Below are 13,835 nucleotides of genomic sequence, written 5' to 3'. Positions count from 1 at the left end.
ATGGATATAGATTTTCATTAGAAAGATTTAAAAACCAAACACCTCGACAGATATTTTATCTGTGAAAACATAAAGAGATAATCATCAAGAATTTCAAAATAGCTTATGTTTCCAATTATCTAAAAAAAAATCACTTTTTTTTACTTTTGATTACTAAGCTTTTAGTATATTTCTGCTGCTATTCAATTTTAATTAGAGTTTAGAATTTTTATCTTTGCTTTCATGCTAGAAATATCAAGATATATTAAGGATTTATTATTCATTCATGATTGTGTGATTCTTCCTGGATTAGGTGGCTTTGTGGCTAACTATTCTCCAGCTATAGAGAATCCATTGACTAATGAAATGCTTCCTCCATCAAAGGCTGTTAGTTTCAATCGAAATCTAAAACAGAATGATGGCTTACTTATAAATTGTTTAGCAGAATCTGAAAAATTAACTTATCCAGAAGCAGAACGAGCGGTTGAGCTTTATATAGAAGACATTAGTGTTCGTTTACGCAGAAGCGAAAGAGTTATTTTTAATGAACTTGGTGATTTGTTTTTCAACAAACGTCATAAATTACAATTCGAGCCAGCTAAAAACATTAATTTTCTAGCTGATCTCTTTGGAATGGAAAGTTTTGAACTACCAGATCTAATTATTGAGGAAAATCCTCAGATTCGATCACTAATTATCAAAGAGAACATCTGGAACCGTTTTAGCCTTAAACGTAAAGTTTATGCCGCCGTTACAATTCCATTCTTCATAGGACTAGCCCTAATCCCAGTAAATCTGAGCAATAATCAACATCAGTCAACGGCTTCGTTTAGCATAATGGAGAGTTTGCCAGATGTTCAGAAAACGAAGTCTGTTAAAGTAAACGAGAAGATCTCACCTAATAACGAATTGGTTAGTTTTGAGCCTAGAATTATTTATGCCAAGCCAAAGAATGCTATTAAGAACAAATCCGTCAAGGGAAAGTATTACTTGATTGCTGGAAGTTTCTCGAATATCGAAAATGCTAAAATTCTTAAAACAGTCATTGAAGCCAATTCATATCCCGCAACTATCATAAAGAACAAAAATTTGTTTGCTGTTGCCTTGAATAAATTCAGCTCAAAAAAAGAAGCTGATCGCTTCCGAAGAAAAGTATTACAAAAAAATCCCAATGCATCTTGTTGGGTTTTACAAAAATAAAAATCACCTCGGTTAAAAATATTTCAAGGAGTTTCCATAAATGGAGGCTCCTTTTTCATTTCTATCAAGATCTATGTCAAATATTTCTTTAATAGAAGCCTCATGTATAAAAGAAGCGAACACAGATGATGCAATAATTATTATCTTTGTCGAAATTTGAATGATCATCCCTGAGAGTCAGGAATTAAAATATTATAAGGATAAAATCATGAGCGATAATAAAGTCAGAGTTCGATTTGCCCCTAGTCCAACAGGACCTTTACATATGGGAGGTGTTAGAACAGCCCTTTTCAACTATTTGTTTGCCCGTAAGCACGGAGGAGATTTCCTATTGCGTATTGAAGATACCGATCAGACACGTTATGTACCGGGTGCTGAAGATTATATTGCTGAAGCCCTAAAGTGGTGTGGCATTACAATAGATGAAGGTGCTACAGTAGGTGGAGAGTATGGTCCTTACCGTCAATCTGAAAGAAAGCCTTTATATCGCGAGTATGCTGAGAAATTAATTGCCTCAGGTGATGCTTACTATGCTTTTGATACAGCGGAAGAACTGGATGCTATCCGTAACCAATACGAGGCTGAGAAAAAGACCTTTACTTACAATCCTGAAACACGCGGGAATTTAAATAACTCTTTAGCCTTATCTGCTGAAGAAGTTCAAGCAAAAATTGAAGCTGGAGAAGCTTATGTCGTTCGTTTTAAAATGCCAGTTAACGAAGAGCTTCATCTTAATGATGAAATTAGAAAGCATGTTGTGTTCAACTCTTCGGCTCTTGACGATAAAGTTCTTTTCAAGTCAGATGGGATGCCAACCTATCATTTAGCTAATGTGGTTGACGATTATTTGATGAAGATTTCTCACGTCATTCGTGGCGAAGAATGGTTACCATCTATGCCTCTTCATGTTTTATTATACCGCAAATTGGGCTGGGAAGCTGACATGCCAAAGTTTGCTCACTTACCACTTATTCTTAAACCAGTTGGAAAAGGAAAACTAAGCAAACGCGATGGTGACAAGCTTGGATTCCCAGTATTCCCACTTCTTTGGACAGATCCAAAAACACAGGATATCTCATCGGGTTACCGTGAAGATGGTTATTTCCCTGAAGCATTTGTGAACATGCTGGCTTTCTTAGGTTGGAACCCAGGAACTGAGCAGGAAATCTTCTCAATGGAAGAACTATCACAGGCTTTTTCTTTGGAAAGAGTTGGGAAATCGGGTTCTAAGTTCGATCCCGATAAAACTAAATGGTTCAATCGCCAATATCTGATGTCTAAATCAGACGATGAAATTGGTCAGCTATTCAACCGAGAAGTTTTAGCTAAAAAAGGAATTGAAGCAGATCAAAATAAAGCGAGTCGTGTATGTGGCATGGTTAAAGATCGTGTAGACTTTATCTCTGAGCTTTGGGAGCATGTGAATTTCTTTTTCGAAGCACCCAAAGAATTCGATGCCAAAACAGCTAAGAAAGCTTGGAAAGAAGATGCTCCAGAACTAATGCAAGAGCTTAAAACAATTTTAAGTGATATATCCGACTTCTCTTCAGCCAATACAGAAGCTATCGTAAAAGAATGGATTACGGCTAAAGAGATTGGCTTTGGGAAGGTAATGAACCCATTCAGATTGGCTATGGTTGGAGCTGGTAAAGGTCCACATATGTTCGATATTATAGAGCTATTGGGTAAAGAAGAAACTTTATCTCGTATCGATTATGCTTGCGAAAACCTATAAGCAGAATTAATAACATACAAAAATAGCCTTGGAATTTCCAAGGCTATTTCTATATCCACTTATTTGAATTTTTTTCTAATTTTTAGTTTTTTCTTCTACAAAATACTTCTTGTGAAACAGAAGAATAAAGATCACTCCAATTGTAATGTATGAATCTGCAACATTAAATACAGGACGGAAAAATACAAAGTGCTCACCTCCCCAAACTGGAACCCAAGATGGGAAATTACCATCAACCAAAGGGAAATAAAGCATATCAACGACTTTACCATGAAGAAATGACGAATAGCCTCCTGCCTCGGGCATAAAGCTTGCTACTTGATAATAACTATCGTTGAAAATCATCCCATAAAAGGCCGAATCGATAATATTACCCATTGCTCCAGCAAAGATTAAACCGATAGATAAAATCAAGCCCTTAGGGGCTTTCTTCTTACAGATATCATTTAGATACCACCCAATTCCACAAATAGCAACAATACGGAACAAGCTTAATAGAATCTTTCCCCACTTACCCTCTAACTCCATACCAAAAGCCATCCCATTGTTCTCGATAAAGTGAATGATAAACCAATCACCAAATATTGAAAACTCTTCTCCGAGCATCATATGGGTTTTAATCCAAATTTTAAAAATCTGGTCGAGTATTAAAAGCACAACAATAAAGAGTGCTGACTTTTTTATTAATGACATGCTATTGTTTTAATGTTAAAATCTTAATTGCAATTACTCCTGAGTTTTATACACACTCACGCAATTGAAAAACAAAATCACTGTTAACAAAACTGAATCCTATTTTTACTTACAGCACTAACAGCCTCCGAATATAAACAAAAATGATTGGAAGACTTCTCTTCCAATCATTTTCTGTATGTTATAATTTGTTATAAATCTTGCTTGTTCTTTGCTTCAATACTAAGTGTAGCATGAGGAACTGCACGCAATCTTTCTTTAGAAATCAAATTACCTGTATCACGACAAACTCCATAGTTCTTATTCTCTATTCTAATTAGAGCAGCTTCTAAATGAGTTATAAACTTAGCCTGACGCTGTGCCAATCTTCCCGCTTCTTCTTTCGACAAAACGGAAGCTCCTTCTTCAAGAACTTTAAAAGTTGGAGAAGTATCTTCGATGTCGTTTCCCGAGCTATTTGAAATAACAGCTTTCAACGTTTCATAATCCTTTTTAGCTTTTGCAAGTTTTTGAGAAATCAATTCTTTGAACTCCTGCAATTCTTCGTCTGTATAGCGTTTTTTTTCAGTCATAGATTTTGGATTTGATCCTAAAGATAACAAAAAAAGTATTACTTACTAAGCTTTTTAATTCGAATAAAAGTTTCAATTCCAGCCTCGATTTCAACGTCTTTAGCACCTTCCCCATCGATTTTTTCAACCAAACTTACTGATTCAGCGAGAGTTTGACTTCCAATATAATCTTTATGAGTTACAACTGCTTCGTTTATCGCATCGTGCATCACAATTTCCAATGCAATTTTATCTGTTACATCAAAATCACTATCCTTACGCAAATTTTGAATTCTATTGATAAATTCACGGGCAATACCTTCTTGACGTAATTCATCAGAAATGTTAACATCAAGCGCAACAGTTAATTTACCTTCGTTAGCAACTAACCAGCCTGGAATATCTTCCGAAATAATCTCAACATCCTGAAGTGTAAGAACAATATTTTCTTCATTTACAACAATTGTAAATTCTGCTGCTTTCTCAAAATTCATGATATCGTCCTGATTCATTTTGGCAATTTCACTAGCAATTTGCTTCATGATCTTACCATGCTTAGGTCCAAGAGTTTTGAAATTTGGCTTGATATTCTTAATCAATACACCTGATGTGTCGGTAATGAATTCCATTTCCTTCACATTAATCTCAGAAAGGATAATGCCTTTTACAGCTTCCAACTGAGGAATCATGCTTTCGTCAAGAATTGGCACCATAATCTTGCTCAATGGCTGACGTACACGAATCTTTACCTTACGACGTAGACCTAAAACCATAGAAGAAATCTTCTGAGCCATATCTTGTCTTTCCTCAAGAGATTTGTCAATTATAGACTCATCAGCTACAGGAAAATCAACTAGATGTACAGAATTCTCACTATAACGATTCGTTACTGAATTTAAATCTAAGAACAAACGATCCATAAAGAATGGAGCAATTGGTGATCCCAAAATAGAAATCGTTTCAAGACACTTATAAAGTGTTTGGTAAGCCGAAATCTTATCAGTCGAATAATCGCCACCCCAATATCTCTTACGACATAAACGTACGTACCAATTTGATAAGTTTTCGTTTACGAAATCCTGAATAGCACGACCAGCACGAGTTGGCTCGTAAGCATCGTAACATTCCTCAACTTCTTTCACTAAAGAGTTTAGAAGAGAAAGAATCCAACGATCAATTTCAGGACGTTTTTCCATTGGAACATCCGCTTCTGAATAAGTAAATCCATCAACATTAGCATACAATTGGAAGAAACTGTAGGTATTATATAGTGTTCCGAAGAATTTACGACGAACCTCTTCAACCCCTCCTAAATCAAATTTCAAGTTATCCCATGGCTGAGCATTGGTAATCATATACCAACGTAATGGGTCAGATCCATATTTCTCAATAGTAGAGAAAGGATCAACTGCATTACCCAAACGCTTCGACATCTTATTTCCAGATGCATCAAGAACCAATCCATTTGAGATAATATTTTCGAAAGCCACACCATCGAATACCATAGTAGCAATGGCATGTAGGGTAAAGAACCAACCTCGAGTTTGATCTACACCTTCCGCAATAAACTGTGCAGGGAACATCTCATCGAAATTTTCTTTGTTTTCGAATGGATAATGTTGCTGTGCATAAGGCATAGCTCCAGAATCGAACCAAACATCAATAAGGTCAAGCTCACGGAAAAGTTTTTGTCCCGACTCACTTACCAATACAATATCGTCAACATATGGACGGTGAAGATCAAACTTCTCGTAGTTTTCCTTTGTATTATCGCCTTCAACATATTTCTCGAGCATGTTTTCGCCCATGAAACCTGTCGCAATAGATTTCTCTATTTCACTCTTTAATTCTGCAACAGAACCAATACATTTCATTTCGTTACGGTCTTCACTCACCCAAATAGGTAGCGGTGTTCCCCAGTAGCGAGAACGAGAAAGATTCCAGTCCTGTAAATTCTCTAACCATTTTCCAAAACGACCTTCACCTGTTGATTTAGGTTTCCAGTTAATGGTTTTATTTAATTCGATCATACGATCGCGAACCTTTGTCGTCTTGATAAACCACGAATCCAATGGATAATATAAAATTGGCTTATCAGTTCTCCAACAATGTGGGTAGTTGTGAATATGCTTCTCAACCTTAAATGCCTGACTCCCCTTCTTCAATTCCACAGAAATATCAACATCCAAAGTAGGATCCTTCTCTGTTAAACTAGAATCGAATGCATTCTTCACGTAACGACCTGCATAAGGAGCATACAGCTCAACATTCACATAGTTCTTTACGAATTCCTCATCAAGTTCTTCAATTTTGAAGAATTTACCAGTGCGGTCAACCATTGGTTGCATCTTACCTTCCTTATCGCGGAAGATAAGTGGAGAAATACCAGCAGCCTTTGCTACTCTATCATCATCAGCACCAAAAGTAGGAGCAATATGAACGATACCTGTACCATCCTCAATGGTAACAAAATCAGCAAGAATTACACGGAAAGCATCACCTTCTGGCTTCACCCATGGCAACAATTGCTCATATTTGATTCCTTCAAGATCAGTTCCAGCACACTCAGAAAGTGGCTTATATGGAATTTTCTTATCTCCAATTTTATATTCGCTTAACTCTACGTCTTTAAGATTAGTATCGAAGAAATTATTAAATAACTCCTTAGCCAAAACCACAACACAATCCTTACCTGTGTATGGATTGAAAGTACGTACACGTACATAGTTGATTTTGGGCCCAACAGCTAAAGCGGTATTCGATGGCAAAGTCCAAGGTGTAGTTGTCCAAGCCATGAAATAGGCATCACAGTCGATCCCTTCGAAAAGGAAATTACTTTTCTCGTCTTTTTCAATCTTAAATAGACCAACTGCTGTTGTATCTTTTACATCCTTATAGCAACCAGGCTGATTCAACTCATGAGTTGATAATCCAGTACCTGCAGCCGGTGAAAATGGCTGAATAGTATAACCTTTATACAAGAATCCTTTCTCGAATAACTGTTTTAGCAACCACCATAGTGATTCAATATATCGGTTATCGTAGGTAATATATGGCTCATCCATATTCACCCAGTATCCCATTTTCGAAGTCAAATCTTCCCACTCACGTGTGTATTTCATCACGTTTGTTCTACAAGCCTCGTTATATTCGTCAACAGTAATTTTCTTACCAATATCTTCTTTAGTAATACCCAATTCTTTCTCAACACCCAACTCAACTGGAAGTCCGTGGGTATCCCAACCTGCTTTACGGTCAACTTTAAAACCCTTAAGCGTTTTATAACGACATACGATATCTTTTAACGCACGGGCCATCACATGGTGTATACCAGGCATTCCGTTTGCTGATGGGGGTCCTTCATAGAAAACAAACGATGGATTTCCGTCTCGAGTTTCTAAACTCTTGTCGAAAGTCTTGTTTTCTTCCCATTCTTTTAAGATATCTTTATTGATCTGCGAAAGATCTAAGGTCTTGTAATCTGGAAATTTTGTGCTCATATTTTTGTTTTGATACTTGACAATTTATCCCGTAAACCAACGGGTTGAAAAGAATGTAAATAACTGAAACAATTCAGCTTACACCAATCATAAATTATGGAGTGAACTAGATAGTTATCAATTAGGATACGATACTTCTTCTCAAAAGTTCACAAATATAGAAAAAATACAAGACATGATAACGATACTAAGCACTTAATCAAAGGAATATGAGTGTGCAGATTAGCATCGTAATGAACAAATATTAAGCTCAATTGGGAAAAAGCTTATAATCCGAAATTAATAAATATATTTAGCTTTGGATTCATTAAGAATTCAGTTAAAAACACTAACCACAGATTTTCTCAAATGATACTTAAACTTGAGTAAGTTGTGGATAATAATAAATGACAACTATTAATTTTTAATATCATGACAACAGTAAAAACAACTTACTTAGGCGACCTAAGAACTGAAAATATTCATTTACAATCAGGAAACAAGATCTACACTGATGCTCCTGTTGATAATCAGGGGAAAGGGGAAGCTTTTTCGCCTACCGATTTGATGGCAACTTCATTCGGATCATGTATTATGACCATAATGGGCATTGTAGCTCGCGATAACAATATTGATATTGTTGGTACAGAGTTAAACATTACTAAAATAATGGCTGCCGATCCTCGTCGTGTTTCTGAAGTGGTTGCCGAGTTTGTATTTCCTAACAAAGCCTATACGGATGATGAGAAAAAAATCATCGAGTCAGTAGCAGGAACAAGTCCAGTGCCTTTAAGTGTTAGTCCAAATATGACGCAAAGCATTAAATTGGTTTGGAAGAAATAGTGAATGAGATTTGAGTTAATGAGTTAAGTCCGACTCATTAACTCTTTCATTAATGCATTAACTCTTTCACACATTTACTCATTTACACATTCATTAAATCATGATTCTAGTTACTGGAGGTACCGGTCTGGTCGGTTCACATTTGCTTTTCGATTTGACTAAAAAAGGCGAAACCATTCGTGCTCTGAAAAGAGAGAACAGCTCTTTACAAGATGTGCGTGATTGCTTTGCGTATTATTCTGATAAGGCTGATGAACTCTTTGATAAAATTGAATGGGTAAATGGCGATATGCTTGATACCGATTCTCTGGATGATGCACTTAAGGGAATCACTAAGGTGTATCATTGTGCAGCTTTAGTTTCTTTCAAAAAAGCAGATAAGAAACAAATGAAGCAGATTAATGTTGAGGGCACAAGAAATATTGTTGACGCTTGCATTGAACACAAAATCCAGAAGCTATGCTTTGTTAGTTCGGTTGCTGCTTTAGGAACCCCCGAAGAGAAAGACGATATTGTATCAGAAACAACCCCATGGAGTCCTGAAGATAAAAGATCGGGATATTCAATAAGCAAATTTAATTCTGAACTTGAGGTTTGGCGAGGTATAGAAGAAGGCCTTGATGCGGTTATTGTTAACCCTTCAATTATTCTTGGTCCAGGATATTGGCATAAGGGTTCATCAATGCTTTTTACTACAGTGGCAAAAGGCATGAAATATTTCACCCTAGGCATTACGGGTTATGTAGATGTAAGAGATGTCAGCAAAGCGATGATTCAACTTATGGATTCTGATATCAAAAATGAACGCTTCCTTTTAAATGCTGATAATTACAGCTACGAATTTATCTTCAAAAGTATTGCAAAAGCGTTGAATTTACCTGAACCAAGCAAATATGCATCTCCATTATTAACCGGAATTGGATGGCGACTGGCTTATTTGAAGAAAATATTCTTATTCCAGGAACCTAGCTTCACACGTGCCACTGCTCGATCATCACACAATCGCACCTATTATTCTAATCAGAAAATTAAGGATAGATTGAACTTCGATTTCATTAAAATTGAAAATAGCATTAAGGATACAGCTAAGCATTATCCTCAGTAGTTAGCTTCAGTAAACCAAGCTTCATTCCATCCACTAACTCCCACTACCCAACAATTTTATCACCTCTTTCAAGGTTTTGTTTTCGGCTTTTAGGGCTTCTTTCTCTTCATCGATAAAGAGCTGTTCTGAATTGTCAATTTGCAACTGATTGGATAAAATATGAAAGAAGTTAATTTGCAGAACTTCACATATTTCCCAAAGCCTATCGATTTGAATGGTCGGTCGGCTTAAAAGATAATAGGTCGAAGAATTACTCAAATGTAATCTTCGGGCTAAATCAGGGCATCTAAACCCCTGCTTCTTCATTTCAAGATGAATCAACTCATTTATAGGTCTATGTTTTTTCATAATAGATCGATATTAAAAGATATTTGAACTAATCTTATCTAAAAATAGAAAATTAAACTTCAATTATTCAGCACTTTATCGGTTTTTTTAGTAATCCTTATGGTATCTTTCGGTAACTTACTGGTAAAATTCGGCTTTTAATAGAAAAATACCACTTACTAAGCGAAAAGTGCCGCTTAAAAATAGAATAATACTACTGACATGGCGTATTCTCCTGTAATATTTCCGAATTATTAGTAACAATATAGCATTGATCAAATTAAAACACCCTTTCAATTCGTTTATCGTATCATACAAATCTATTAATCTGGTAGATAAATAGGTTCTTTTAAGAGCCAAGGACGACTAACTAGCTTCCCTTAACCTTGGGGCAATAATTCATCACGCGAAACGGCTAAGTATATTTATTCTAAATACAAACAGCATATTCCGATGAAATTATCTTTATATCTTTTATTGTTCGCAAACGATTGAATTTCAACACATAGAAACACGTTCTTGAATTTAACATCCTTTAACACACCTCATGCACGAAACATAATCCATCGTGTAGAAGCCTAGTTTTTATATATTTAGTAATCAGTTGATAATAACGATTAAGCATAAATATATGAGCAAGGCTAATAAAAACGACAAGTCCAGAAGGAAATTCCTGCAAAATTTAGGTTTAGCAGGTGTAAGTGCTGTAGGCGGAACAGCATTGCTACTTCAAAGCTGTTCTGATTCAAAGGATTCAGCATCTGGTAAAAAAGTAAAAGTCCTCACACAAGACAATCAATTGGTCGAGGTTGATGTGGCGAATTTAAAGCCCAGCGACAAGATAAAAGACTTGGATTATCTACAAGACAGAGGTCGTGAGGGTATCCCTGGAAAGAAATTTGTGATGGTGGTAGACTTGGCCAAATGTAAGAATGCTCGCAAATGTATGAGCGCTTGTCAAAATGCCCATCAGCTAAAGCCAGAGATGCATCATATTAATGTACTCGAAATGAACGATCCTGTTCGTAAAACGAGTTACTATATGCCTAAAACTTGTCAGCATTGCGATAACCCGCCTTGTGTTTCGGTTTGTCCTGTTGATGCAACTTTCAAACGTCAGGATGGTATTGTTTTAATTGACAACGAGCGTTGCATTGGTTGTCGTTTCTGTGTGGCTGCCTGCCCATATTCAGCACGTACCTTCAACTGGACTGAACCTAAAGATGCCAAAGAGTTTGCCGAAGTAACCTACGATATGGAACTGAATGTTCCTCAGAAAAAAGGTACCGTAACAAAATGTGCTTTTTCTGCAGATCGCTTACGAGAAGGTAAACTGCCCTATTGTGTATCAGCTTGTCCCAATGGCGTCTACTATTTTGGTGATTCCAATGAAGATTTGGTGACGAATGGTACAACAAAGAAAACGGTTCGTTTAAGTGAATTACTTGAAGAAAATGCGGCTTATACTTTAATGCCTGAACTAGGAACTAAACCCAGCGTTTACTACTTGCCTCCACGTCAAAACAAAGGCTAATCTAAAAAGGAACACTTTCAAAAAAACTATTGACTATTTACTAGCACTTATTGACTTATGAACGATACCCTATCAAAAGAGATTCTGACTGATGACCAAATCGAGCAGGATCTTTTAAAGAATATAAACTGGGGAAATAAATTTAAGCTATGGTTAGCTTTCCTAGCTGTCTCCCTAATAATATGCTTGTACTTTTACTATCAACAAATTGAACATGGACTTGGAGTAACGGGTCTTCACGACTACGTTTCCTGGGGTATCTACATTTCCAACTTCGTCTTTTTTGTAGCGACCAGTTTAATTGGGATGCTCATTTCATCAGTTCTTGGCTTGATGAATGTGAGCTGGGTAAAACCACTTGCTCGAATTGCCGAACTTGTGGCTGTTGCCTTTGCCATGGTAGCTGGCCTTATTATTATTACCGATATGGGACGCCCCGATCGCCTTCTAAATGTATTTATGCATGGTAGAGTTCAGTCACCAATAGTCTGGGATATTGCAGTGGTTGTTACCTATGTTGCCATCAGTATTCTGTTACTATATATCCCTTTACTTCCGGATATTGCACTTTGTAGAGATAAACTGAAAAATGTGCCCAAATGGCAACAAAAAATGTATAAAATTTTAGCCTTGGGATGGAAAGGAAAAGCGAAACAATTTAAATTGATGAATAATTATACGCGCATTCTGCTGATCTTAATTATCCCTATTGCCCTTTCAATACATACAGTAACATCCTGGTTGTTTGCCATGACCCTCCGTTCTGGATGGGATTCTCCTATTTTCGGTCCTTATTTCGTATCCGGAGCTTTTGTTGCTGGTTGTGCTGCCGTAATTATTACCATGTATTTCTTCCAAAAGAATTATAAACTAGATAAATACATTACCATCGACCATTTCGATAGAATGGGAAGACTACTCGTTCTAGTTGCATTAGTTTACGTTTATTTCAATATCAACGAGATTATTGTACCTGCATATAAAACGAATACAGCAGATGCCAAGCACGTTCAAGAAATGTTATCAGGACACGAATCTATCATGTTTTGGATGGTTCAACTAGGTGGATTAATTATTCCATTCTTATTGATTCTTTTCAGACCTATGAGAAGACCCTTGCCACTAATGCTCATCTCTATTGTGATTTTGACAGGTGCATGGTTTAAGCGTGTTTTAATTGTAGTTCCTACTCAATTGGCACCTTACTATCCTATTCAAAACGTACCTGAAAAATGGACACATTATATGCCAACTGTACCTGAAATAGCAATTACTACGGGCTCATTTATATTGGTGCTGATTATTATGTCTGTATTAGCCAAGCTTTTCCCTGTTATTCCAATTTGGGAGATAAAAGAAGAAATTAACCACAACAAGAACTAGCATGATGAACTACTTTAAATACTACAAGTCGATTATTCTGATATGCCTTTGTTCGCTAGTTATGGCAAACGTTCAGGCGCAAAACGAGTGGGAAGTTACCACTGAGCAGGATAAAAACCTAAGTCCTTTCATGTTCGACGATGAAATGGTTTTGGAAGGCAAGATTTCTTACGAAAACTCATGTACCTCATGCCATGGTATGCCAGGACAAGCAGATTATACACCTATGGCCCCTCCACCAGGCGATCCAGGATCTAATCAGTTTCAATTGCAAAATGATGGCGCCTTATTCCATAAAATAAAATTGGGACGTGGAGCCATGCCTAAGTTTGAGGATGTATTTGCGGATGACGAAACTTGGAATATCATTGCCTACATCAGAAGTTTTAATGAAAACTACAAGCAACCTATTCCCGATTTAGGGGGCGTAGAAATACCTAAATATGATTTAAAGCTAGCCTTCGACGAAAATGTGGATAAATTGGTTGTAAAAGTATTCTCAAAAGAGATTCCTCAGCCTGAGGTTGAAGTTTCAGCTTTTGTAAAGGGCACATTTGGTAAACTGCTTCTAGGTAAAATACAAACCAATGAACTGGGAATTGCCTACTTAGATGTTGACCCCAAATTACCCGGTGATGCCGAAGGGAAACTGCATATAATGGTAAAAGCAACCAAAGGTTATGCTTTGGCTAAGTTGAATCAGAAGATGAAAATAGTGCAACCAACTATTAGAAAATCAGCGATTGAAGGTCGTCACATTTGGAGTACCGACAAAATGGCTCCCATCTGGCTAAAGGTGAGTTTCTTTATCACCATTTTTGGTGTTTGGGCCGTCCTATTTTTCATCGTGTTTGGCTTCCGAAATATTAAAAAAGCAGGTCGCGAAGACGATGTGATGATTGAGTGATATGTTGATGTGGAAATGAGATGAATACTGTGTGAAATAGAAATACAAGCACTCTAAGCTCTATCCTTTTTCACTTTATCCTTTATCCCTCCAGCTTTG

At 36.7% G+C, this 13,835-nt stretch carries 11 protein-coding genes; 7 read left to right on the top strand and 4 right to left on the bottom strand.

Going from position 1 to position 13,835, the window contains the following annotated elements:
• The first annotated feature begins 222 nt into the window (after positions 1 to 222).
• Positions 223 to 1,179: an HU domain-containing protein gene (locus DWB61_RS12980; protein ID WP_125031339.1), complete on the top strand. Its 957-nt coding sequence runs from the start codon at positions 223 to 225 to the stop codon at positions 1,177 to 1,179.
• Positions 1,180 to 1,387: 208 nt separating this feature from the next.
• Positions 1,388 to 2,914, top strand: coding sequence for a glutamate--tRNA ligase (gltX, locus tag DWB61_RS12975; protein ID WP_125031338.1), 1,527 nt, complete (start codon positions 1,388 to 1,390; stop codon positions 2,912 to 2,914).
• A 75-nt stretch (positions 2,915 to 2,989) separates the two neighbouring features.
• Here the strand turns inward: gltX and DWB61_RS12970 are convergent, their stop codons facing one another.
• The 3 genes from DWB61_RS12970 to ileS all read right to left on the bottom strand — a co-directional run bounded on the left by DWB61_RS12970 (position 2,990) and on the right by ileS (position 7,658).
• Entirely contained in the window at positions 2,990 to 3,607 is a 618-nt protein-coding gene (locus tag DWB61_RS12970; protein ID WP_125031337.1) for a lipoprotein signal peptidase, read from the bottom strand.
• Positions 3,608 to 3,798: 191 nt separating this feature from the next.
• Positions 3,799 to 4,179: a TraR/DksA family transcriptional regulator gene (locus tag DWB61_RS12965; protein ID WP_125031336.1), complete on the bottom strand. Its 381-nt coding sequence runs from the start codon at positions 4,177 to 4,179 to the stop codon at positions 3,799 to 3,801.
• 38 nt (positions 4,180 to 4,217) lie between these two features.
• Positions 4,218 to 7,658 (bottom strand): isoleucine--tRNA ligase, encoded by a 3,441-nt coding sequence (ileS, locus tag DWB61_RS12960; RefSeq protein WP_125031335.1) that lies wholly within the window; start codon positions 7,656 to 7,658, stop codon positions 4,218 to 4,220.
• A 411-nt stretch (positions 7,659 to 8,069) separates the two neighbouring features.
• Here ileS and DWB61_RS12955 point away from each other — a divergent pair, with 411 nt between their 5' ends.
• Entirely contained in the window at positions 8,070 to 8,480 is a 411-nt protein-coding gene (locus DWB61_RS12955; RefSeq protein ID WP_125031334.1) for an OsmC family protein, read from the top strand.
• Between the two features lie 100 nt (positions 8,481 to 8,580).
• On the top strand, positions 8,581 to 9,585 hold the full coding sequence (locus DWB61_RS12950; protein ID WP_125031333.1) for an NAD-dependent epimerase/dehydratase family protein: 1,005 nt from the start codon (positions 8,581 to 8,583) through the stop codon (positions 9,583 to 9,585).
• Between the two features lie 33 nt (positions 9,586 to 9,618).
• Here the strand turns inward: DWB61_RS12950 and DWB61_RS12945 are convergent, their stop codons facing one another.
• Complete coding sequence (locus DWB61_RS12945; RefSeq protein ID WP_125031332.1) at positions 9,619 to 9,933, bottom strand: hypothetical protein; 315 nt, start codon at positions 9,931 to 9,933, stop codon at positions 9,619 to 9,621.
• Between the two features lie 610 nt (positions 9,934 to 10,543).
• Here DWB61_RS12945 and DWB61_RS12940 point away from each other — a divergent pair.
• From DWB61_RS12940 to DWB61_RS12930, 3 genes are read left to right on the top strand one after another with little or no spacing between them, the layout of a single operon-like run.
• Positions 10,544 to 11,446 carry a 4Fe-4S dicluster domain-containing protein gene (locus DWB61_RS12940; RefSeq protein ID WP_125031331.1) on the top strand — a complete coding sequence of 301 codons (903 nt, stop codon included), beginning with the start codon at positions 10,544 to 10,546 and terminating at the stop codon, positions 11,444 to 11,446.
• Between the two features lie 57 nt (positions 11,447 to 11,503).
• Positions 11,504 to 12,829 (top strand): NrfD/PsrC family molybdoenzyme membrane anchor subunit, encoded by a 1,326-nt coding sequence (nrfD, locus tag DWB61_RS12935; RefSeq protein WP_125031330.1) that lies wholly within the window; start codon positions 11,504 to 11,506, stop codon positions 12,827 to 12,829.
• A gap of 4 nt (positions 12,830 to 12,833) precedes the next feature.
• Positions 12,834 to 13,736, top strand: coding sequence for a c-type cytochrome (locus DWB61_RS12930; RefSeq protein WP_158614420.1), 903 nt, complete (start codon positions 12,834 to 12,836; stop codon positions 13,734 to 13,736).
• Positions 13,737 to 13,835 lie beyond the last annotated feature (99 nt).

The organism is Ancylomarina euxina (genome assembly GCF_003863355.1).
Lineage (GTDB): Bacteria > Bacteroidota > Bacteroidia > Bacteroidales > Marinifilaceae > Ancylomarina > Ancylomarina euxinus.
Note: the sequence above shows the minus strand (reverse complement) of the source record. Positions and strands in the feature narration are given on the sequence as shown.